Consider the following 21,879-nt stretch of genomic DNA (forward strand, 5'->3'; position numbering starts at 1 on the left):
CTCCTTATAGAATGTCGCCAGCTGACTCAGCTAAGATACGACGTGCGATAATCACACGCATGATTTCGTTTGTGCCTTCAAGAATTTGATGCACTCGTACGTCTCTGAAATGACGCTCTAAAGGGTATTCTTTGATGTAACCGTAACCACCGTGAATTTGTAGTGCGTCGTCACAGACTTTAAAACCAACATCTGTAGCAAAACGTTTTGCCATTGCACAGTAAGTGGTTTTTTCACTGTCACCCGTATCAAGTTTAAATGCCGCTAAGCGCACCATTTGACGAGCGGCAACAAGCTCGGTGTTCATATCGGCAATCTTAAATTGCAGTGCTTGAAAAGCAGCTAATGGCTTACCAAATTGCTCACGTTCTTTTAAGTATTCGCGCGCAGTATTAAGAGCTGCTTGTGCTGTACCTAATGAACAGGTAGCAATATTAATACGACCGCCATCTAAGCCTTGCATTGCAAACTTAAAGCCTTCGCCTTCTTGACCTAATAAGTTAGCCGCAGGAATTCTCACATCTTCAAAGCTAATTAAACGTGTAGGCTGTGCATTCCAGCCCATTTTTTCTTCAGCTTTACCGTATTCAATACCTGCTGCGTCTGCAGGTACAACAAATGCCGAAATACCGGCTGCGCCTTCACCACCAGTGCGCGCCATAACCACAAGTAAATCAGTTTCACCAGCACCCGAAATAAACATTTTAGAGCCTGAGATTACATACTCATCGCCCTCTTTTACCGCTTTAGTTTTTAGTGATGCTGCATCAGAGCCAGAACCTGGCTCCGTTAAACAATAAGAAGCAAGTAACTCACCCATTACTAATTGCTCACAGTACTGGGATTTAACGTCATCAGTACCAAAGCTTGCAATCATCCAGGTTGCCATATTATGAATGGTCAACATAGCGGTGGTTGCTGTACAACCCATGGCAAGCTGTTCAAAGATAATGCTTGAATCTAAGCGAGATAAACCTAAGCCACCCGCTTCTTCTGGGGTATATAAACCACAAAAGCCAAGCTCACCGGCTGCTTTAATGGTGTCTTTAGGAAAAATGTGTTCTTGGTCCCACTTAGCAGCATGTGGAGCAAGTTCAGACTCTGCAAACTGACGGGCTGTTTCAGCAAACGCTTGCTGATCTTCGGTTAAATTAAAGTCCATAGTAGACCTCTATTTGTTGTCTTATTCTTTAAAGAATTATTGTTGTCGTGTAAATGTGTGTTCTTTGAGCGAGCGTGTGCTCGCTCAGCAGTAAATTAATTACGGCTTATTTAAGGTTGATACTCATGTTCGGACCTGAGGCGATATCATCCTCGAACCAACGTGAAGTAATTGTTTTTGTTTCTGTGTAAAAACGAATACCTTGCTTACCATAGGTGTGTTGATCGCCGTAGAATGAGCCTTTCCAACCTGTGAAAGAGAAAAACGGTAGTGGCACAGGAATTGGCACATTGATACCAACTTGACCTACTTCGATTTCATGTTGGAATTTACGTGCAGCAGCGCCGCTTGATGTGAATAACGAAGTACCGTTACCGTAAGGCGAGTTATTGATAAGCTCAATCGCCTCTTCAAGAGTATCTACAAACATACAAGCCAGTACTGGACCAAAGATCTCTTCTTTGTATAAATCCATCTCAGTTGTTACATCAGTAAATAGCGTTGGACCAACCCAGTTACCTTGCTCGTAACCTTCAACAGTAAAGTCAGAGCCATCAATTAAACACGTTGCACCTTGTTCTTTACCACTTGCGATAAGTGATAAAATACGATCTTTAGCTGCTTTTGATGTTTGTGGGCCGTAAGCCGCGTTAGCATCATCCCATACACCTGGACGTACGTTTTCAAAGCCTGCTTTAATTTCATCAACCCAGTCTTTTGCTTGACCAACGAATACAGCAACCGAAATACCCATACAGCGCTGACCCGCAGCACCTACAGACGCTCCTACTAGGTTGTTTACAACATGCGATTTACTTGCATCAGGCATAATAACCATGTGGTTTTTTGCACCTACACAAGCTTGCACGCGTTTAAGGTTTGCTGTGCCTTTTGAATAGATGTATTCACCTACACCACACGAACCAACAAATGAAATAGCACGTACTGCTGGGTCTTCTAATAAACGGTCAACTTGTGGTTTGGTACCATGAACAACTTGTAACACCCCTTTTGGTGCACCCGCTTCAACAAATAGTTCAGCTAAACGCATTGGTGTTAGTGGATCTTGCTCTGATGGTTTCAGAATAAAGGTGTTACCACACACAATCGCCAGTGGGAACATCCATAATGGGATCATCGCAGGGAAGTTAAATGGCGTAATACCCGCACATACACCTAGTGGTTGCATGTAAGAATAAGTATCGATTTTACGCGCTACGTTTTCCATTGTTTCGCCCATCATTAATGATGGTGCATTGGCTGCTTGCTCAACAACTTCAATACCACGCCAAACATCACCTTTGGCGTCTTCAAATGTTTTACCCAGCTCATGACAAATAATCGTCGCAAGCTCATCATGGTTTTCTTTTAGTAGTGCTGCGTATTTCATCATAATGCGCGCACGCTCAGAAATTGGCACTTCTTTCCATGTTTTAAATGTTTCTTTTGCAGAGGCAATGGCTGCATCCATTTCAGCATCTGTTGCACACGGAACTTGAGCTAACACTTCTTGGTTTGCAGGATTGATAACATCAATCAGCTGCGATGAACTTGATTGGGTAAATTCGCCGTTGATAAATAAAGGTACTTGGTGCATGAGGCACTCCTCCCCAGTGGGTATAAAGAGGCCGCAACATGATAGTTTTTAAAATACGTTGCGGCTGTGAGAGATTAAAATTCTAAAGCGATTAAAGAGCTTCGACTGCCATAGCAACAGCTTCACCACCACCGATACACAATGAGGCAATACCTTTGCTAAGACCACGATTCTTTAATGCATGAATTAAGGTAACTAAGATACGCGCGCCGCTTGCACCGATTGGGTGACCAAGTGCACAGGCACCGCCGTTTACGTTTACTTTGCTTTCATCAAGTTTTAACTCGTTAATTGCAAGCATAGTCACCATGGCAAACGCTTCGTTGATTTCCCATAAATCAACATCATTAACAGACCAACCGGCTTTTTCTAAAAGCGATTGCATTGCGCCAACCGGTGCTAAAGTAAATTCGCTTGGTGCTTGTGAATGTGTGCTGTGAGCAACGATACGACAAAGTGGTGTTAAACCTTGTGCTTTAGCATCAGATTCACGCATTAACACAAGCGCTGCTGCACCATCAGAAATTGATGACGAGTTTGCAGCTGTAATCGTGCCGTCTTTTTTGAATGCGGGACGTAAACCTGGGATTTTATCAGGACGTGCATTGCCTGGTTGCTCATCAATCGCAACGGTCACATCACCTTTGCGTGTAGAAATAGTGTGCGCGGCAATCTCGTTTGCAAATGCACCTGTTTCAATCGCACTATTCGCTTTAGTCAGTGAGCTAAGTGCAAAGTTATCCATTTGTTCACGACCAATTGAATATTGATCGGCAGTGTCTTGTGCAAAACAACCCATTGCTTTGTTGTCGTAAGCATCTTCAAGGCCATCACACATCATGTGATCTTTTACTTCGCCATGACCCATACGCATACCTGAACGTGCATTTGGTAACATATAAGGAGCATTACTCATGCTTTCCATACCACCAGCAACCGCTGAGTTGATAGAGCCTGATTTAATTAAGTCATGAGCAAACATTGCAGCCTTTAAGCCAGAGCCACATACTTTGTTGATTGTTGTTGCACCAGTACCTTGATTAAGGCCTGCTTTTAACATTGCTTGGCGTGCAGGTGCTTGACCAAGACCAGCTGGTAATACACAGCCCATGATCACTTCGTCAATCTTATCGGCAGATAAACCGGCTTGCTCTAAGCTACTTTTAATAGCTGTAGCACCTAAATCAGTTGCGTGTGCACCACTTAGTGCGCCCATAAAACCACCCATAGGGGTACGTTTTGCGGCAACAATAACAACGGCTTCAGTAGTCATAATTGGCTCCATGTAAGTGGTTATCATCATGTGTTCAAATCATGTGTAACCAAACAGTTAATTTGTTATAGTTTAATTTCGATTTAATTCAGCATACATAATATTTACGTTTACGCCAACGTAAATCTAAAATCAACATTTTTGCGGCCGGTAAAACTGTAAACTTATCTGTATTTTGTTGTATGAAAAATCGAACATCTGCTTACAAGGCTAGATAAATAAAGCTTTTCAACAAATCCAACCAGTTATCTTTATAAGTCTAAAGTATAACTCCCAAATCATCCTTTACCTTTACGTAAACTTCACTTATATTGGTGTTATTCGAATGAGGTAAATAAATCATGAAACAAGACAATCAAACAAACTTTGAAAGCGCAGCAGTTGAACCTGCTAGCAATGAGCAAACGTTTAGTATCAGCGAACTAGCAAAAGAATTTGATATAACGACCCGCTCTATCCGCTTTTATGAAGACCAAGGCCTGATCTCACCTGATCGCAATGGTCAAACCCGTATTTATTCAAAACGCGACAAAGTAAGACTAAAACTTATTCTACGTGGTAAACGCTTAGGTTTTACCTTGGCTGAAACGGGCCGTTTGTTTGAACTTTACGATGCAGATAAATCGAGCGCTAAACAGCTAGTCACTATGCTTGACCTTATCGCAGAGAAAAAAGCGGACCTAAGCCAACAAATGGACGACATTAAAGTTGTACTAATGGAATTGGTTACAGCAGAACGCCGCTGTCGTGAAACCCTTAATAATTTAGACGAATAACCTGACAACAATCTCGTCAACAGACTCTCACAGGAACACACATTATGAGCACTATTTCACTTTATAAAGAAATGAACTTCGGACTTGGCGAAACAGCAGACATGATCCGCGATCACGTTAATAGCTTTGCTAGCCAAGAAATTGCCCCACTTGCAGAACAAACAGATGTAGACAATGCCTTCCCTAATCAACTTTGGCCACAGCTTGGCGAAATGGGTTTATTAGGAATGACAGTGCCTGAAGAATTTGGCGGTGCTGGCCTTGGTTACCTTGAGCACGTAATCGCAATGGAAGAAATTAGCCGTGCAAGTGCATCGATTGGTTTAAGTTATGGTGCTCATTCAAACTTATGTGTAAACCAAATTAACCGTAATGGGTCACAAGCACAAAAAGAAAAGTACTTACCAAAACTTATCAGCGGTGAGCACATTGGTGCCCTTGCGATGAGTGAGCCAAATGCGGGTTCTGATGTTGTATCAATGAAATTAAAAGCTGAGAAAAAAGGCGATGTATTTGTTCTTAACGGTAACAAAATGTGGATCACCAATGGTCCAGATGCCGATACCTTTGTTATCTATGCAAAAACAGATTTAAATGCCGGTCCTAAAGGTATCACAGCGTTCATCGTTGAACGTAACACACCAGGGTTCTCTACTGCGCAAAAGCTAGACAAACTTGGTATGCGTGGCTCTAACACCTGTGAATTAGTGTTCGAGAACTGCGAAGTACCAGCAGAAAACATTCTAGGTAACTTAAACGAAGGCGTAAAAGTACTTATGAGTGGCCTTGATTATGAGCGTGTTGTTTTAGCTGCAGGCCCGCTTGGCATTATGCAAGCATGTATGGACATTGTGGTTCCTTATATTCATGAGCGTAAACAATTTGATAGCCCAATTGGTCAGTTCCAACTTATTCAAGGCAAAATCGCTGACATGTACACGCAAATGAATGCAGCACGTTCATACGTTTACACGGTAGCTCGTGCATGTGACCGCGGCGAAACAACGCGTAAAGATGCCGCTGGTGCAATTTTATATGCCGCAGAGCTTGCGACTAAGATGGCCTTAGATGCTATCCAAATCTTAGGTGGTAATGGTTATATCAACGAATACGCGACAGGTCGCTTGTTACGTGATGCAAAACTATATGAAATTGGCGCAGGTACTTCAGAAATCCGCCGCATGCTAATTGGTCGCGAATTATTCACTGAAAGCCGATAGGACCTTGTTATGACGATTTTAAAATCGAGTGTAAATCCACACGATCCGCAATTTTTGCAAAATCACGACAACATGGCCGCTCTCGTAAGTGATTTACGTGAAAAAGTCGCTGATATCCGTTTAGGTGGGGGCCCTGCCCTTATTGAGCGTCACCAAGGCCGTGGTAAGTTGTTTGTTCGTGACCGTATTGAAACGCTACTTGATGAAGGCTCGCCATTTTTAGAGATTTCTCAATTTGCTGCCTTTGGTGTGTACGAACAAGCTATTCCATGTGCCGGTGTTGTTGCTGGTATTGGTCGTGTGAAAGGCGTTGAATGTATGATCATCGCCAATGATGCAACCGTAAAAGGCGGTACATACTTTCCGCTAACGGTGAAAAAACATCTACGTGCTCAAGATATCGCAGAGCGTTGTCATTTACCGTGTATTTATTTAGTTGATTCAGGCGGTGCAAACCTGCCTGAACAAGATGATGTATTTCCAGATAAATTACACTTTGGCCGTATTTTCTATAATCAGGCTCGTATGTCTGGTAAAGGCATTCCACAAATTGCGGTCGTAATGGGTTTATGTACCGCAGGTGGTGCTTATGTACCAGCAATGGCTGATGAAAGTATTATTGTAAAAGAGCAAGGCACAATTTTCTTAGCAGGCCCGCCACTGGTTAAAGCGGCTACAGGTGAAGAAGTGAGTGCTGAAGAGCTCGGTGGTGCTGATGTTCACTGTAAAACATCTGGTGTTGCCGACCACTATGCTGAAAACGATGCCCATGCACTTTCTATCGCGCGCCAATGCATTGAACGAATAAACTATCAGCGCCCTACTGCACCGTTACTTGATGATGTTAAACCGCCGCGTTACGACATTAACGAAATTTACGGCATTGTGGGTACCGACCTCAAAAAGCCATTTGATGTACGCGAAGTAATTGCTCGTGTTGTTGATGATTCATCATTTGATGAATTTAAACGTTACTTTGGCGAAACACTAGTAACCGGCTTTGCAAAAATCTTTGGTCACCCTGTCGGTATTGTTGCCAACAACGGCATTTTATTCAGTGAATCAGCGCAAAAAGGCGCGCACTTTATACAACTATGTGCACAACGCAAAATTCCTTTAGTGTTTTTACAAAACATTACTGGCTTTATGGTTGGTAAAAAATACGAAGCTGAAGGCATCGCCAAACATGGTGCGAAAATGGTAACCGCTGTGTCATGTGCTGATGTGCCAAAATTCACCGTGTTAATTGGTGGCTCGTATGGTGCGGGTAACTACGGTATGTGTGGCCGCGCGTTTGAACCTACCATGATGTGGATGTGGCCAAATGCCCGTATATCTGTAATGGGTGGTGAACAAGCAGCAGGCGTGCTTGCACAAGTTAAACAAGATGGTTTAGCCCGAAAAGGCGAAAGCATGACTGATGAGCAAGTCAGTGAGTTTAAAAAGCCAATTATAGAGCAATACGAAAAACAAGGTCATCCATATTACGCCAGTGCCCGCCTTTGGGATGATGGCATTATCGATCCTGCTGATACCCGCAATGTATTAGGGCTTGCCTTGAGTGCAGCTAAAAATGCACCAGAGCGCGATTCGCAGTTCGGCGTATTTAGAATGTAATGGAGGCCTTATGTCAGTAACACTCGAAATAACAAAATCAAATGTGGCTGTACTGGTACTAAGTCGCCCAGAAAAACACAATGCATTTAACGAAGAAGTCATCAGTGAGCTGATCCGTTTAATTGAACACGCAAATAGCTGTGATGTGCGCGCACTGGTTTTAAAAACCGAAGGTAAGCACTTCTCTGCTGGCGCTGATTTAAACTGGATGAAGTCGATGGCTGGCAATGACTTTGCAGAAAACTTAGCGGATTCTATGCAGCTAGCAAAGCTTATGAAAGTTCTTGCTACAAGCCCACATCCAACAATTTGTGCCGTACAAGGTGCTGCATTTGGCGGTGCATTAGGCTTAATTGCGTGTTGTGATATCGCAATTTGCCAAGACGATGCACAGTTTTGCTTAAGTGAAGTAAAGCTTGGTCTTATTCCTGCGGTTATCAGCCCTTATGTCATTAAAGCCATTGGTGAACGCGCTGCACGTCGTTATTTTTTAACGGCAGAGATTTTTGACGCGCATACAGCCAAGCAACTGGGGTTAATTCACCAAATCACCGGCGATTTACAAACAGCGCTCGATAAACACTTACAAAGCCTTGTTAATAATGGCCCTGTTGCTGTTAAAGCAGCGAAGCAGCTAATCAATGATGTCGCTGGCAACGTAATAGATGATGCACTGATTGAGTTAACCGCTGAGCGCATTGCTCGCATTCGTGTATCTGAAGAAGGCCAAGAAGGCCTAACTGCATTTTTTGAAAAACGTGCCCCTAACTGGCAGAAATAGGAACCATTATGACAACAAAATCATTGAAAAAAATTCTCGTTGCCAACCGTGGTGAAATTGCCTGCCGAGTTATGCGTACAGCAAAGCAAATGGGCTTAACAACGGTTGCAGTGTACTCAGATGCAGATAAACATGCTCAGCACGTAAAGCTTGCTGATGAAGCGTATCACATTGGTCCTGCGCCAAGTAAAGACTCGTACTTAGTGGCAGACAAAATCATCGATGTGGCAAAACAAGCAGGTGTTGATTGTATTCACCCAGGCTATGGTTTTTTATCTGAGAACTGTGACTTTGCGCTTGCATGTGAGAAAAATGACATCGCCTTTATAGGCCCGCCAGCATCAAGTATTGAGGCCATGGGCTCAAAAACCCGCGCTAAAGAAATTATGCACCAAGCAAATGTACCTTTAGTGCCTGGGTACTATGGTGACAACCAAGATACTGAGTTCTTACAAGCTGAAGCTGAAAAAATTGGTTACCCGGTACTGATTAAAGCGGCTTTTGGTGGCGGTGGTAAAGGTATGCGAGTTGTAGAACACGCAAAAGACTTTATCGGTGCGCTTGAAGGTGCAAAACGTGAAGCTAAAGCCGGCTTTGGTAACGATTTAGTGCTTTTAGAGCGCTATGTCACTAAACCTCGCCATGTTGAAGTACAAGTGTTTGCCGATAGTCATGGTAACTGTGTGTACTTAGGCGACCGTGACTGCTCATTACAGCGTCGTCACCAAAAAGTAATTGAAGAAGCCCCTGCTCCGGGTTTATCAGATGAACTTCGTAAAGAAATGGGTGAAGCGGCAGTACGTTGTGCCCAAGCGATTAACTATCGCGGCGCAGGTACGGTTGAGTTTTTATTATGCGGTGATGAATTCTTTTTCATGGAAATGAACACCCGTTTACAAGTAGAGCACCCAGTAACAGAAATGGTAACCGGTGTTGATTTGGTGAATTGGCAAATCAACATTGCGGCAGGTGAAGCATTACCACTTAGCCAAGCAGATATTCAGCTACAAGGTCACAGCTTTGAAGCACGTATTTATGCAGAAGATCCAAGTAATGACTTTATTCCGTGTTCTGGCCACATTGACGCCCTATTCACACCGAACGAATCTGAATTTGTACGTATAGATACAGGGATTGCAGCGGGTGATGAAATTAGCCCGTTCTACGACCCTATGATTGCTAAATTAATTGTTCATGACGATAACCGTGAGGCAGCGCTTGGGCGTTTATCAAAAGCACTAGAGCAATTCCACCTAGCAGGTTTTAGCTGTAACGTTAATTTCTTACATAATCTTGCTAACCACCCTACTTTTCAAGCTGGTGCACCCGATACGCACTTTATTGAAGACCAAGGTGAGCGCCTTGTTGCTAAAAACGAGCAACAGTCTGTTATTGCAACCGTTGCGGCAGCCTATGCGTATGCATATCAACTGAAAGGTGAAAGCAGCAGCCCATGGCAACAATTAACAGGCTTTATGCTAAACAGTGACGCTAAAACAACAATTCCATTTGTAGATTTTAACGTTCATGCCGTTAAGACCTCAGATGGCTTTAAAATCAGCCTAGATGGAGTTGACTATACAACCTCGGGCAAGGTTGAAAATGGCCTTGCAAACCTTGTCGTTAATGGCGAAAAAGTTGTAGCTCATATTAATCAAGCAGACTCACACATTACAGTAATGTACAAAGCACAGCAAACGGTGCTTGAGCTGATTGATAAACACTATATTAGTGAACATGAAAGTGATGCACTACCACTTGCTGCACCACTCAATGGTACTGTTGTTAAACATTTAGTTGAAGTGGGTAGTACTGTCGCTAAAGGTGACGCTGTTGTCATCATAGAAGCGATGAAAATGGAATATACCCTTAATGCCCCGCATGATGGTGTATTAACCAGCTATTGCTTTGCTGAAGGTGAATTGGTGAGCCACGGTGATATGCTCGCCATTGTTGAAGAGCCGGAGGCGTAATGGCACAGTTTCCTGATTTTGTTCGCATTGTAGAAGTTGGCGCTAGAGACGGCTTGCAAAATGAAGCTGCCGTTAGCACTCAAGATAAAGTCGCGCTTATCAACGCACTAGCAGATGCTGGGCTTAAAGATATTGAAGCAGGCGCCTTTGTGTCACCTAAATGGGTGCCACAAATGGCTGACTCAAGCGATGTAATTAGCGCGTTAAATTTGCCTCATGTTAACTTAAGTGCCCTCACCCCGAATCTACGGGGTGCAGAGGCGGCAAAACAAGTCGGCATACAAGAATTTGCAATCTTTACAGCAGCAAGTGAAGCGTTTTGTCAAAAGAACATTAACTGCTCTATTGATGAAAGTATTGACCGCTTTAAAGATGTCATGGATTTTGCCAAAGCGAATAACATTCGTGTTAGAGGTTATGTTAGCTGCGTCATGGGTTGTCCATATCAAGGTGATGTCGACTACAATGATGTATTAAAAGTATCAGAGCGATTACTCGAGCTTGGTTGTTACGAAATTAGCCTTGGCGACACCATAGGTGTGGGAACGGCGAAAAAAGTCGATGAGTTATTAGATTTACTCTTGCTACATATTGATAAATCAAAACTCGCTGTACATTTTCACGACACCTACGGACAAGCGCTCACAAATATTTACACCGCCCTAAGCCGCGGTATAGCAACGGTTGACAGTGCTGTTGCAGGCCTTGGTGGCTGCCCTTATGCCAAAGGCGCGTCAGGAAATGTTGCCACTGAAGATGTAGTTTACTTACTACAAGGGCTTGGCATAGAGCATGAAATTGATTTAGAAAGACTGGCTAAAGCTGGTTGGGCTATATGCAGTGCACTAAATAAACAACCTGTCAGCAAGGTATCACTTGCTCTAAAGAACACTCAGAATAATTAAGGAGTAGGCTCATGGCCGGTTTCGATAAAGTGGTTTCAAGTTATGAAGCTGCAATGGAAGGTTTAAAAGATGGCGATACAATTATCGCTGGTGGCTTTGGCTTGTGTGGTATTCCTGAGGGACTTATCAGTGAAATTAAGCGTAAACAGACTAAAAATCTAACCGTTGTTTCGAATAACTGCGGTGTAGACGATTTTGGTTTAGGTGTTTTACTTCACGATAAGCAAATTAAAAAAATCATCGCTTCTTATGTGGGTGAAAATGCGCTTTTCGAAAAACAACTACTCGATGGCGAAATTGATGTTGTTTTAACACCACAAGGTACACTCGCTGAGAAGATGCGCGCTGGTGGTGCGGGTATTCCTGCGTTTTATACAGCTACAGGTTACGGTACTCCTGTTGCCGAAGGTAAAGAAGTCAAAGAATTTGATGGTCGCCCATATATCTTAGAAGAATCTATTACTGGCGAGTTTGCCATTGTTAAAGCATGGAAAGCCGACCGCTACGGTAATCTTGTATTTCGCCACACAGCAATGAACTTCAACCCGATGGCCGCGACAGCCGGTAAAATTACCGTTGCTGAAGTAGAAGAGATTGTTGAGCCAGGTGAACTTGAACCGAGCCAAATTCATACCCCAGGTATTTATGTTAATCGCGTGATCAAAGGCGACTTTGAAAAACGCATTGAACGTGTAACAACTCGCGATTAAGGAGCAATAAAATGGCATTATCACGTGAACAAGTTGCAATGCGTGTTGCACAAGAACTACAAGATGGCTATTACGTAAACCTAGGTATTGGTATCCCTACTCTGGTTGCTAACTATGTACCTGACGGTATCGAAGTTATGTTGCAGTCTGAGAATGGCTTATTAGGTATGGGTGCGTACCCAACCAAAGACCAAGTTGATGCAGATATGATCAACGCGGGTAAAGAAACCGTGACAGCAGCCACAGGTGCAGCAATATTTAATAGTGCAGATAGTTTTGCCATGATACGGGGTGGTCATGTAGACTTAACAGTATTAGGTGCATTTGAAGTTGACCAGAACGGTAACATCGCATCGTGGATGATCCCAAAAAAGCTAATTAAAGGCATGGGTGGCGCGATGGACCTCGTTGCTGGCGCGAAGAATATTATTGTTACGATGACTCATGCAAGCAAGCATGGCGACTCTAAGTTATTAGAAAGTTGCACTTTACCGCTAACTGGGGTTAACTGTGTAAAGAAAATCGTAACTGATTTAGCCGTACTAGAAGTTAAAGACGGCGCATTTCATCTAATTGAACGCGCTCCAGGCGTGTCTGTAGATGAAATTATTAGCAAAACGGCAGGCAAATTGCTTGTTGAAGGTGATGTTCCAGAGATGGCTTTTTAAGCCACTCACATCCCATGTACCGACCTCATTCCCAGTGCCAATGGCGCTGAGTTACCCAAAATCCCTCGCAAGAGGGATTTTTTTTATCTAAAGCCAGCCCTTCGCCGCACCATTTTGTCACATAAATAGTATAAAATGCCCTGCTTTAGTGAATTGGCAGTATCTAATACTGAGACTATGACGAAATAGCTAAAACTGCTAAGATCACTTTTTTGCTAAACATTTGCCTAAACATAGATTAAACGAGCGATTCACGATTGTTTTTTATACAATATGGCAAGAGTTAGCTATATTCATTCTTTACTCTCTATTTTTTTACATTTTGGGATAATAATTGCTTAGCAGTTAATTAACTAACAAGCGCTATTGAGACTTACTGAAATTAACTATGCAAACACCTATTCGTGGCCTACGCTCATTTTGTTTTGCTGCACGCACCCTTAGCTTTAAAGATGCTGCAAACCAACTTTACCTTACACCGTCTGCCGTAAGCCATCAGATCAAACAATTAGAAGAACAATTGGGTATTGAACTATTTGAACGTCAAACCCGCTCTATCCGCCTAACTGCTGCGGGGAAGAATTTTTATGACTCTGTATCACCGCTGATCAAAGCGCTAGAAAAAACCATCAATGAGTTTAGCCAGTTACAAGAAAACGTAACGATCAGTATTACGCTACCCGAGTTTTTCGCCAGTGAGCTTTTAATGCCAAAACTGAGCGAATGGACCAGTGAGCACCCAAATACTAACTTACAGCTTAATACCTTAAAAACACGTAAAGAGCTGACTAAGCAAAGCGATTTGTCGATAGTATTGTCTTCGTCTAAACCGCATGAAGGCGTTGTACATGAGCTGTTTTCGCTATCGTACACTCCAGCTTGCAATAAAGAAAACTGGCAAGCATGGCAAGAAAATCCGTTTCAGGCATTAAATGAAGTACCTCTTATACTTCATAAAGCGCGTCCTTGGGCTTGGCACCAATGGGCAGAGCATGCTGGTATTGAAGACTTTGCACCAAAACAAATTATTCAAGTTGATAGTATGTTTGGTGTGGCACGTGCCGCGCAACAGGGTATGGGTATTGCCCTAATCCCCTTACCTATCAGTCAGACTTGGTTTGATGAGCAGTGGTTATTTAATTTCACCGATATGCCATTAAAAACGAAAGATAAATATTACTTAGTGCAACACGATCCTAGCGAAACTAATGCTCAATTAGAGCTATTTATAAAATGGATGATTGATACTTTTAAACATCTAAAATAATAGATAAAAGACCCTCAATTTTGTTGAGGGTCTTTTATTGTTAATTTAACTTTTCGACTTGGTTACTAAAATACTCACTTTGTTTTCACCAATTTCGAAAGACGCTTGTTTACCATATTCCACAATAAAAGAAGGTGTAAAATAGCTGCCAGCGAGTGTGATAGATGTTTCTATAGCCGCCGTATTCTCTTTTTGTGGTGTAACTTTAACTTCATAGCTAAACCCCTCACCTATAGAGATGGTCGCAGGTTGTTTTTCTTCCACCAGCATTACTGGCGATGCTAGTAGCTCATTTGCTTTATAAACAGAGGTTTCAACTTGAAAACTATCAGCTGCGAAACAACTTGTTGAAGCTAGTAATACCCCTGCTACTAAACCTAACTGTTTGTTCATATTTATTTCCTTATCTCATTTATAGGGTTTATCCGTAATTAATATCAGTTAGTGCGTTTATTTGATACACGGAAATTTCTGAATGTTAACTATCTCTATCAAAGCTCTCGATAATAAACATCAATGGTATGTGATATAGCTTCATAGCGATTGTTATTATGATTAAAGCATGCTTTGCGCAGTTCCTTCTCTTCGTAGTTTTTCCCTGCTACTACGACCTTATCTAAAGTTTGTGAACTTGCACAGAATTGCTGCTTTGAAATTGTTTCTATTTTAACTGATTTAGCTTTTGAGCGCGGTAATGAACTAGGCTTAGGATTTTGCTTCATGCCTTCAAGTAACTGAGCTTTAGTAACAGGTACAGTATCTGACCCTATGCCTGGAATATGCAATGTTTGTCTAATCGTATAGTTTTTACTTAATAATGGTGCAAACAAAGATACATCATTGCTCAAATAAGCCTGCTCAAAATTAAGATAAACAGCAAATTTATCTTCAGCTGCATTGGCAATAACAGGCCCTAAAAATAACAACGCAAATATCAGTTTCATGGTTATACGCTTATTCTGAATAAATTAAGTCATCAACTATACATACCATCATAAAGTACCGATTTTATTTTTGATTAACAACAATTTGTTTGTTTTGCGTACTCTGCTACTTTATTGTTCTTTATCGTAAACTTTAGCTATTTAAACCCCATGTCTACTTTATCGGGGTCAGATCAGACGGCTGACAACTGACGGCTTTAAGACTAACTCATTACATTAGACTAAAGTCTATAGGTTAAATTTCTTCATCTATTAGGTCATTTTTTATCGTTTGTTGAATTTGCGCTATTCAATTAAAGTTCATTTGTCGGCGATTGATACCGATTCAAATAGAGGAAAAGATTATGTTTAGTACACTTATGAAACGCGTTGCACTTAGCTCTTTATTAACTTGTTCAGCTATGGCAGTGGCTGATCAGAGTGACTACAAATTGATGGTAATTGACCAATCTATCACTGCTGATGTTGCACAGAATCGTCAATACGAACAAGCATTTAATGACTGTGCTTTGAGTGTTAAAGAGAAAAAATTCTCTGAAGCTGAAACGCTATGCTCAAAAGCAATTAGCTTACTAAGTACGAGTAAAGTACCTAGCTATAAACGTCGCGAACTAACGTCGTTTACGTTAAGCAACCGCGGTGTTGCACGCATCATGTCTGAAAACGACACTGCGGCATTGTCTGACTTTTACGAAGCAGTACAAATTTCAGGTAACGAGTTAGTTGAGCACAACTTAACTCGTGCGAAAAAGAACTTAGCGTTATAAGTTCTTACAGAATTGTGTTGTCTCAAAACCCAGCTTAGGCTGGGTTTTGTCGTTTAGGGGTTTCGTTTTTTAGTCTTCCGCTTTTATTAATAAATTAAGCTCTTTTAGTAATAAGCTCTCTACTGTCTGTTTATCCATTTTAGCCAATTGCTCTAAGCTGTAATTTTTGCCAATTTCTTTAGCTAAAATAAAACCTAGGTAATAACCTCTTCGGTATGGCAGCTTTGTCTCGTCCTTTGCGAAGTTGAAAAATGAAGAATATATTTCAGGTTTTTTCGAATAAAACTTTTTCTTGAGGTCAGCGAGAGAATCGAGCTGCCTTGAGCGAATCTTTTTTACCAGATTGCTAGGTATGTTTAGCATCAATTCATCATCACTGGCTGACGGAGTTAATTTATGTGAAACGTAAGTAGCTAATCCCTCAGTCCAAATAGAGCACCATAACTCATCCTTACATTGAAATAATTTTTCATGATAAACATGAAATAACTCGTGATGAAAGAATGGCGTATCGTTTTTCCAGGTATGATACTTGGCCATAAGATCTACACCAAACATTAAGTAAGACTTACCATTTAACTCTCGCGTTGCCCCATTGAACCTTCCTAACGAGTGAAGTATGTAAATGGGGGTTTCAGATTTGAAATCAGGGAAAGTAGCAATAAATGATTCCATACTGCTGTTTAAATCTTTAGATAAACGCCTATTTTTTGATAAATAGAGTTCTTCTATTTCACTGAAACCCTCAATAGCTTTAACAAAGCTTTTATCACTATAAAAAGGCGCAAATTGAGAGGTTAAATGTTGAGAAAACTGCTCTGCTCTATTTTCTGCAGTCAACGTCTTGCTTGACTGATATAAAGTATAAAAATCATCAGCCAGATTAATGACTTCGAAATCAGCTGACTGGTTGTTAGCATGCGTATTAAATGAAAGAACTCCAGATATGAGACTGGAGAATAAAAGTAATTTAGATAATTTTTGCATAATTATAGTTAGAATTATTTGTTAGGTGAGTAGTCTATTGTGACAATATCTCAATACTCGAGGAAATATAACCGTTAATAATCTCGATTTGAGAAGGCAGACCATAGATAGGCTCTGAAACAGCCTGAATTGGAAAGTTTAGTTTTGGTAAATCAATTGTATTGGGTGTTGATATGCCAAACCAAAAGCCAACTGGTTCATCATCAACAAACATACATGGTTGCGTATACTCAACCCCAACTAAGCCAATATTAATGTAACCCAAGAATTTATTGCCATAAGCATCAGTAAACTGTGATTTTACAAGTAACTGATTATGTGGGTTTAATGTATCAGCTTCAGATGCTGGTGTTACAATCGTTTCATCAACAGAATCGTCCTTACAGTACTTAAAAAGCCAAACAGCATGTTCATTAATATCTTGAACAGTAATCTCCCAAATAAATTTATCCATGCCTTTCCTTGAGTTGTTTCGCCAACTTAATTAGCTTTAACGGTAGGTTAAAATGAGTGTAAATGAACAGAATTCAAATTTTGTAATCTTATCGTTATGTTAGAGACAAAGTTTTTTATTTAACGTGAATCCAATTTGGTTTATCTCTTGCCATTAAACCAAATTTTTTAGCTATGAAAACAATATCACCTAAACAATTCGACAGAATATTACTTAAAAGACAATTTTTAACAAAGTTACTTACCTTTTGCTACTGTTCTAACAGTACGGCCGCGTCCCTTAAACCCAAATAACATTTGTACATGACGTGACGGCATTAAATTATCAGCACTCGGCTAAGCTAATTTCACTTTCCAATACAGGAATAATACAACTTCACCTCCTCTACACCGCAGTAAAACCCTGAACCCTGAGTAATTACTCTATAGATTAAATTTCTTCATCTATCAGTTTTAATTTAATCGTTTGTTTAGCTTATAGGAATATTTTAAAGTTCACTCGTTGGCAAGAAACTCCAACTTATTCAGAGGAAAACTATCATGTTAAAAACACTTGTAAAAACTATTGCACTTAGCTCTTTCTTAACTTGCTCAGCGATGGCAGTAGCCGATCAAGCTGATTATAAACTGATGGTTATTGAGCAAGCTCAATCTAACGACAATGCAACTAGCCAATACGAAACTGCCTTCAACCGCTGTGCATTAAGCGTTAAAGAAAAGAATTTTTCAGAAGCGGAAAGCCTGTGTACACAAGCAATTTCTCTTCTAAGCACAAGTAAAGTACCAGGTTACAAACGCCGTGAATTAACATCGTTTGCACTTAGTAACCGTGGTGTTGCACGCATCATGTCTGAAAACGATACTGCTGCTCTTTCTGACTTTTATGAAGCAGTGCAAATTTCTAAAAACGAACTTGTTAACCACAACTTAAGCCGCGCAAAACAAAACCTAGCGCTGTAAAAGTTACCCCAACCAAATTGTTGTCGAAAGCCCGGTTCTTGTGTGTTCTGACCGGGCTTTTTTTCGTCTAAAATATCTGCGTTATAGAATACTTTTCTTCACCTTATGGGTGCGATTATATCGTTTGTCAGTTTTCCACCCTGTTTTCTAACTTTATAGAGTAAGCACAACGCTTACGCTAACAAGGAGAAAACAATGTTTAAATTAAATCTAAAACCCTGCCTGTGGTTAATATTATTTGTTTGTTCGAATTTTGTATTCGCCAACAACAACGACTTTAAACTCATGGTTGTTGACGATAACGCAAGCTCAAAAGCAATTATGCAAGGCAACTTTGCTAATTCTTTAGAGACAATGAACGAAGCTAACAACTATATCGTGCCGTTTAACCGCTGTGTTGCGGGTGTAAAACTTAAACAGTTTGCTAAAGCTGAACAAGATTGCTCGCAAGCAATCGCGATGCTAAAAAAGGTCAATGCCCCGCACTATAAACGTAATGAACTGACATCTTATGCATTAAGTAATAGAGGGATTGCTCGACTTATGGCGAAAAATGATACAGCGGCCATTGCTGATTTTTATGAAGCTGTGCAGCTCAATAATAATGAGCTGGTGTCGTTTAACTTAAAAGTCGCGAAACAGGAATTAAAATTGTGGTAATAAGTCATCAGGCTAAAAGAAAACCAGCCATGTCGGCTGGTTTTCTTACATCAGTTACCTTTTAAGATTTATCTCTTGGCACAAAATCAAGCACTGTTGCATTAATGCAGTACCTGTCTTTACCTCTTGGCCCTTCACCAGGGAACAAATGCCCTAAATGAATACCCGAGCTTTTCGATTTAAGCTCAATACGCTGCATGCCATAACTGTTGTCTTCATGCATAGTTACACTGTCTTTCACAGGATGAGTAAAAGAAAGCCAGCCAGTACCTGAGTTAAATCTATCTCGGGTATCAAAAAGCGGCGCTCCACTTAGCTTATCAATAAAAATACCGTCGGGTGTATTTTTAAAGATATCGTACTGCTTACAAAATGGGCTGTCTGTTCTTGCATGAAACGCCACTCTAAAGGCTTCACTGTCACCTAGTTTAAATGCGCCTAAGGCTTTGTAAAACTCACCTTTGCTAACATAGCCTTGGCGACCATAAACCTCTTCGCCATTTTCTATAAATAATAACGTAGGTGTTGCCCAAGTCGGCGTTTTGATCGTTAAGCCATCAAGTTGATCAGCATGACGGAATGTCATAGGTATCGAGCCCATGTACTCATTAGCGACCTCTTTTTTAAACTTTTCACAGTATGGGCAATAACCTTTAGCATCTATCACTACAATTTGCTTACCGGCCAATAAGGCTGTGTTATCAACCTGCTGTTTTTCTACTGGTGTGAATACAACGCCCGTTGAATGATCAGGGCAATAGCCATTGGGGTTTTTCTTTAAATAATCTTGGTGATAATCCTCAGCAGCATAAAACGCATCAAGCGGCTTTATCACAGTCACAATCTTGCCGTAGCCTGCTGCGGTTAATTTGCTTTGGTATTCATCTTTAAGTTTATTCGCAACTTCAAGTTGTTCATTATTACTTACCAAAATCGTTGAGCGGTATTGAATACCAATATCATTACCTTGACGATTTAGCTGAGTTGGATCATGATTTTCAAAATAATGCTTTAACAGTGATTGTGTTGTTAACTCGTTACTGTTGTATGTCACTTTAACAACTTCTGCATAATTATTTTTATCAAATCGTCGTGAGCTACGTGTTATGTTCTTGTAGGTCGCTTTAAACCCATGCCCATCGGCATAGCCAGATACCGCATCCAATACACCATCCAATGCTTCGTATCGTTTTTCTGCTCCCCAAAAGCAACCTGAACCAAGCACAATGGTTTCAATATGCCCTGTCGCATTATCTGGCATTGTTTCAGCTTTAATTGGGCTGGTGGTAAAAATGGCACTGCAAGTGAATAGTGTCAGTAACATCGACTTAATTGTCATACTAATTTCCTCTTAAAAGCCTGTATTTAAGACAGACCGAGCATAGGTATTAATAATTTCAACTTAAACGCATGCAAACAGCGATTCACCGCTAACAATTTAACTCTTAACCTTATTTACGGTAAAACACAGCTTTTTAACATTGGGATATTAAAAAATGAAAATTGCACACAGCTTATCTGCTATTGCATTAGGATTAACACTTGCTACGCAAGTGAATGCCGCAGAGTTCACTTTTGCAAAATCAATCAAACCGAACGACAACACCCTAGTTTTATTTTTAGATACAGATAGCCAAGTTGCTAACTTTAATTATTTAAAGCCAGAAACCCAAACTCACCTAAATAAAGTCATTGAATTTAGTGACTTTAAAGCAGGCTATGGCAAAACGTTAGAAGTTATCGCACCAAATGGTAGCGACCATCAACGCATCTTACTAGTTGGCTTAGGAGAGCAGCCAAAACTAGATGCAGCAAAAATGGCAAAACTAGGTGGTAACGTTCACGCTAAATTACAGTCTGCTAAACAAGCAAATGTTAGCCTTGATTTTTCAGAGCTAAAAGACAGCGCAATCAATGCTAAATATGCAGCAGAATTTGCACACGGCGCAAATTTACGTGACCACCGTTTTGAGCAGTACAAAAAAGAACAAGACAGCCACGTTGTTAACTACACATTAGATGTTGAAAATTTAGACCAAGCGGTCAAAACCCATAAATTACTACAAAGCATCGAACAAGGTGTATTTTTAGCACGTGACTTAACGTCTGAAGTTGCAACAGAAATGACGCCGGTTGATTTTGCTAAAGCGGCAAAAGAGCTTAAAAAGTTAGGTGTTAAAATTACTATTTTAGAGCCTAAGCAACTTAAAAAGCTGGGCATGGGTGCTCTTGAGGCGGTTGGCCGTGGTAGCGAAGAAGGTGCACGTTTAGTTGTTGCTCATTACCAAGGTAATAAAAGCACCCCTATCGCGTTAGTGGGTAAAGGTATTACCTTTGATTCTGGTGGTTACAGCCTTAAAACAGGTGCTTCAATCGCCCGCATGAAATCAGATATGGCAGGTGCAGCAGCCGTACTGGGTACTGTTAAAGCAATGGCACTGGCTAAAGCCGACACAAATGTTGTTGCTGTCATGGGCATGGCAGCTAATATGGTATCGCAATTTGCTGTAGCGCCGGGTGACGTTGTAAGAACCGCAGAAGGTTTAAGCGTTGAGATTGTAAATACAGATGCTGAAGGCCGTTTAGTATTAAGTGATGCAATGTGGTATGCCCGCGACAATTACAAGCCAAGTATTATGGTTGATGTTGCGACCCTAACCGGGTCTAAAATTCGTGCTGTAGGTAATGACTATGCGGCTGTGTTCTCTGATGACGATACGCTTGTTGAGCAACTAACTGTTGCTGGTAAGCAAGTAAACGAAAACCTATGGCGTTTACCTCTAGGTTACGAAGATGCGTTAAAGTCAGACATTGCTGATCTTAAAAACATCGGTTCACATGGCCCAGGTGCTACTACAGCAGCGAGTTTCTTACAAAACTTTGCCGGTGACACACGTTGGGTTCACATTGATATTGCTGGTAACGCGCTAAATTCTAAAGCAAAAGATGAACTAGCTGAAGGCGGTACAGGCTATGGCGTGCGTTTACTGTCTAATTGGTTACTAAATAACGCACAGTAATTAGGCATTGCACTTTATCAAGTGGTTATAAGCCATTATAGCCACTTGATTGTCTTGAGTTTTTCTAATTAACACTAAAGACACATTTACATCATCAACAAACAGCCTATATGCTAATAAGCATTAAGGGATAATAATA

At 41.0% G+C, this 21,879-nt stretch carries 21 protein-coding genes; 13 read left to right on the plus strand and 8 right to left on the minus strand.

From position 1 onward, the window contains the following. Positions 1-4: 4 nt before the first annotated feature. The 3 genes from AUR67_RS09225 to AUR67_RS09235 form a co-directional block, all read right to left on the minus strand. On the minus strand, positions 5-1,162 hold the full coding sequence (locus tag AUR67_RS09225; protein WP_058585051.1) for an acyl-CoA dehydrogenase family protein: 1,158 nt from the start codon (positions 1,160-1,162) through the stop codon (positions 5-7). A 106-nt stretch (positions 1,163-1,268) separates the two neighbouring features. Then, the gene (locus AUR67_RS09230; protein WP_055197193.1) at positions 1,269-2,759 is read right to left on the minus strand and encodes a CoA-acylating methylmalonate-semialdehyde dehydrogenase; all 1,491 of its coding nucleotides are present in this window, start codon (positions 2,757-2,759) and stop codon (positions 1,269-1,271) included. Positions 2,760-2,850: 91 nt separating this feature from the next. Next, complete coding sequence (locus AUR67_RS09235; RefSeq protein ID WP_058585052.1) at positions 2,851-4,032, minus strand: thiolase family protein; 1,182 nt, start codon at positions 4,030-4,032, stop codon at positions 2,851-2,853. A 341-nt stretch (positions 4,033-4,373) separates the two neighbouring features. On the opposite strand from AUR67_RS09235, the gene AUR67_RS09240 reads away from it, so the two are divergent. The 9 genes from AUR67_RS09240 to AUR67_RS09280 all read left to right on the plus strand — a co-directional run bounded on the left by AUR67_RS09240 (position 4,374) and on the right by AUR67_RS09280 (position 13,949). Next, on the plus strand, positions 4,374-4,808 hold the full coding sequence (locus AUR67_RS09240; RefSeq protein ID WP_054553803.1) for a MerR family transcriptional regulator: 435 nt from the start codon (positions 4,374-4,376) through the stop codon (positions 4,806-4,808). 44 nt (positions 4,809-4,852) lie between these two features. Then, positions 4,853-6,028 carry an isovaleryl-CoA dehydrogenase gene (locus AUR67_RS09245; protein WP_054561519.1) on the plus strand — a complete coding sequence of 392 codons (1,176 nt, stop codon included), beginning with the start codon at positions 4,853-4,855 and terminating at the stop codon, positions 6,026-6,028. A gap of 9 nt (positions 6,029-6,037) precedes the next feature. Continuing rightward, complete coding sequence (locus AUR67_RS09250) at positions 6,038-7,645, plus strand: carboxyl transferase domain-containing protein (protein WP_054561520.1); 1,608 nt, start codon at positions 6,038-6,040, stop codon at positions 7,643-7,645. A gap of 10 nt (positions 7,646-7,655) precedes the next feature. After that, entirely contained in the window at positions 7,656-8,426 is a 771-nt protein-coding gene (locus AUR67_RS09255; protein WP_058585053.1) for an enoyl-CoA hydratase/isomerase family protein, read from the plus strand. An 8-nt stretch (positions 8,427-8,434) separates the two neighbouring features. After that, positions 8,435-10,399 (plus strand): acetyl/propionyl/methylcrotonyl-CoA carboxylase subunit alpha, encoded by a 1,965-nt coding sequence (locus tag AUR67_RS09260; RefSeq protein ID WP_058585054.1) that lies wholly within the window; start codon positions 8,435-8,437, stop codon positions 10,397-10,399. Further along, a complete protein-coding gene (locus AUR67_RS09265) occupies positions 10,399-11,304 on the plus strand; it encodes a hydroxymethylglutaryl-CoA lyase (RefSeq protein WP_058585055.1) in 906 nt (301 codons plus the stop codon). The genes AUR67_RS09260 and AUR67_RS09265 overlap by 1 nt, the downstream gene beginning before the upstream one ends. A gap of 11 nt (positions 11,305-11,315) precedes the next feature. Then, complete coding sequence (locus tag AUR67_RS09270; protein WP_054553797.1) at positions 11,316-12,014, plus strand: CoA transferase subunit A; 699 nt, start codon at positions 11,316-11,318, stop codon at positions 12,012-12,014. Positions 12,015-12,025: 11 nt separating this feature from the next. Continuing rightward, on the plus strand, positions 12,026-12,682 hold the full coding sequence (locus tag AUR67_RS09275) for a 3-oxoacid CoA-transferase subunit B (RefSeq protein ID WP_054561524.1): 657 nt from the start codon (positions 12,026-12,028) through the stop codon (positions 12,680-12,682). Between the two features lie 388 nt (positions 12,683-13,070). Continuing rightward, a complete protein-coding gene (locus AUR67_RS09280) occupies positions 13,071-13,949 on the plus strand; it encodes a LysR family transcriptional regulator (protein ID WP_054561525.1) in 879 nt (292 codons plus the stop codon). Between the two features lie 45 nt (positions 13,950-13,994). Here the strand turns inward: AUR67_RS09280 and AUR67_RS09285 are convergent, their stop codons facing one another. Beyond that, positions 13,995-14,342, minus strand: a complete 348-nt coding sequence (locus tag AUR67_RS09285; protein ID WP_058585056.1) for a hypothetical protein — start codon at positions 14,340-14,342, stop codon at positions 13,995-13,997. Between the two features lie 98 nt (positions 14,343-14,440). Next, positions 14,441-14,893, minus strand: coding sequence for a hypothetical protein (locus tag AUR67_RS09290; RefSeq protein WP_058585057.1), 453 nt, complete (start codon positions 14,891-14,893; stop codon positions 14,441-14,443). 344 nt (positions 14,894-15,237) lie between these two features. Here AUR67_RS09290 and AUR67_RS09295 point away from each other — a divergent pair, with 344 nt between their 5' ends. Then, positions 15,238-15,660: a hypothetical protein gene (locus AUR67_RS09295; protein ID WP_058585058.1), complete on the plus strand. Its 423-nt coding sequence runs from the start codon at positions 15,238-15,240 to the stop codon at positions 15,658-15,660. Positions 15,661-15,729: 69 nt separating this feature from the next. Here AUR67_RS09295 and AUR67_RS09300 read toward each other — a convergent pair whose 3' ends face one another. Together AUR67_RS09300 and AUR67_RS09305 are read right to left on the minus strand one after the other, a co-directional pair. Beyond that, the gene (locus AUR67_RS09300) at positions 15,730-16,647 is read right to left on the minus strand and encodes a DUF5700 domain-containing putative Zn-dependent protease (protein ID WP_058585059.1); all 918 of its coding nucleotides are present in this window, start codon (positions 16,645-16,647) and stop codon (positions 15,730-15,732) included. A 34-nt stretch (positions 16,648-16,681) separates the two neighbouring features. After that, the gene (locus AUR67_RS09305) at positions 16,682-17,101 is read right to left on the minus strand and encodes a hypothetical protein (protein ID WP_058585060.1); all 420 of its coding nucleotides are present in this window, start codon (positions 17,099-17,101) and stop codon (positions 16,682-16,684) included. 539 nt (positions 17,102-17,640) lie between these two features. Here AUR67_RS09305 and AUR67_RS09310 point away from each other — a divergent pair. After that, positions 17,641-18,060 carry a hypothetical protein gene (locus tag AUR67_RS09310; protein ID WP_058585061.1) on the plus strand — a complete coding sequence of 140 codons (420 nt, stop codon included), beginning with the start codon at positions 17,641-17,643 and terminating at the stop codon, positions 18,058-18,060. A gap of 195 nt (positions 18,061-18,255) precedes the next feature. Further along, positions 18,256-18,720, plus strand: coding sequence for a hypothetical protein (locus AUR67_RS09315; RefSeq protein WP_058585062.1), 465 nt, complete (start codon positions 18,256-18,258; stop codon positions 18,718-18,720). Positions 18,721-18,781: 61 nt separating this feature from the next. Here the strand turns inward: AUR67_RS09315 and msrA are convergent, their stop codons facing one another. Then, a complete protein-coding gene (gene msrA, locus AUR67_RS09320; protein ID WP_058585063.1) occupies positions 18,782-20,059 on the minus strand; it encodes a peptide-methionine (S)-S-oxide reductase MsrA in 1,278 nt (425 codons plus the stop codon). 157 nt (positions 20,060-20,216) lie between these two features. On the opposite strand from msrA, the gene AUR67_RS09325 reads away from it, so the two are divergent. Next, the gene (locus AUR67_RS09325; protein WP_058585064.1) at positions 20,217-21,740 is read left to right on the plus strand and encodes a leucyl aminopeptidase; all 1,524 of its coding nucleotides are present in this window, start codon (positions 20,217-20,219) and stop codon (positions 21,738-21,740) included. Positions 21,741-21,879 lie beyond the last annotated feature (139 nt).

This window comes from Pseudoalteromonas sp. XI10 (assembly GCF_001469895.1).
Classification (GTDB): domain Bacteria; phylum Pseudomonadota; class Gammaproteobacteria; order Enterobacterales; family Alteromonadaceae; genus Pseudoalteromonas.

Excerpts from the sequence above, each read along its gene's own strand:
- AUR67_RS09230 (WP_055197193.1), bottom strand. The coding sequence starts at position 2,759 with ATGCACCAAGTACCTTTATTTATCAACGGCGAATTTACCCAATCAAGT.
- AUR67_RS09265 (WP_058585055.1), top strand. The coding sequence starts at position 10,399 with ATGGCACAGTTTCCTGATTTTGTTCGCATTGTAGAAGTTGGCGCTAGA.
- AUR67_RS09240 (WP_054553803.1), top strand. The coding sequence starts at position 4,374 with ATGAAACAAGACAATCAAACAAACTTTGAAAGCGCAGCAGTTGAACCT.
- AUR67_RS09285 (WP_058585056.1), bottom strand. The coding sequence starts at position 14,342 with ATGAACAAACAGTTAGGTTTAGTAGCAGGGGTATTACTAGCTTCAACA.
- AUR67_RS09225 (WP_058585051.1), bottom strand. The coding sequence starts at position 1,162 with ATGGACTTTAATTTAACCGAAGATCAGCAAGCGTTTGCTGAAACAGCC.
- AUR67_RS09260 (WP_058585054.1), top strand. The coding sequence starts at position 8,435 with ATGACAACAAAATCATTGAAAAAAATTCTCGTTGCCAACCGTGGTGAA.
- AUR67_RS09315 (WP_058585062.1), top strand. The coding sequence starts at position 18,256 with ATGTTTAAATTAAATCTAAAACCCTGCCTGTGGTTAATATTATTTGTT.
- AUR67_RS09250 (WP_054561520.1), top strand. The coding sequence starts at position 6,038 with ATGACGATTTTAAAATCGAGTGTAAATCCACACGATCCGCAATTTTTG.
- AUR67_RS09235 (WP_058585052.1), bottom strand. The coding sequence starts at position 4,032 with ATGACTACTGAAGCCGTTGTTATTGTTGCCGCAAAACGTACCCCTATG.
- AUR67_RS09290 (WP_058585057.1), bottom strand. The coding sequence starts at position 14,893 with ATGAAACTGATATTTGCGTTGTTATTTTTAGGGCCTGTTATTGCCAAT.
- AUR67_RS09270 (WP_054553797.1), top strand. The coding sequence starts at position 11,316 with ATGGCCGGTTTCGATAAAGTGGTTTCAAGTTATGAAGCTGCAATGGAA.
- AUR67_RS09305 (WP_058585060.1), bottom strand. The coding sequence starts at position 17,101 with ATGGATAAATTTATTTGGGAGATTACTGTTCAAGATATTAATGAACAT.
- AUR67_RS09325 (WP_058585064.1), top strand. The coding sequence starts at position 20,217 with ATGAAAATTGCACACAGCTTATCTGCTATTGCATTAGGATTAACACTT.
- AUR67_RS09245 (WP_054561519.1), top strand. The coding sequence starts at position 4,853 with ATGAGCACTATTTCACTTTATAAAGAAATGAACTTCGGACTTGGCGAA.
- AUR67_RS09310 (WP_058585061.1), top strand. The coding sequence starts at position 17,641 with ATGTTAAAAACACTTGTAAAAACTATTGCACTTAGCTCTTTCTTAACT.
- AUR67_RS09295 (WP_058585058.1), top strand. The coding sequence starts at position 15,238 with ATGTTTAGTACACTTATGAAACGCGTTGCACTTAGCTCTTTATTAACT.
- msrA (WP_058585063.1), bottom strand. The coding sequence starts at position 20,059 with ATGACAATTAAGTCGATGTTACTGACACTATTCACTTGCAGTGCCATT.
- AUR67_RS09300 (WP_058585059.1), bottom strand. The coding sequence starts at position 16,647 with ATGCAAAAATTATCTAAATTACTTTTATTCTCCAGTCTCATATCTGGA.
- AUR67_RS09280 (WP_054561525.1), top strand. The coding sequence starts at position 13,071 with ATGCAAACACCTATTCGTGGCCTACGCTCATTTTGTTTTGCTGCACGC.
- AUR67_RS09275 (WP_054561524.1), top strand. The coding sequence starts at position 12,026 with ATGGCATTATCACGTGAACAAGTTGCAATGCGTGTTGCACAAGAACTA.
- AUR67_RS09255 (WP_058585053.1), top strand. The coding sequence starts at position 7,656 with ATGTCAGTAACACTCGAAATAACAAAATCAAATGTGGCTGTACTGGTA.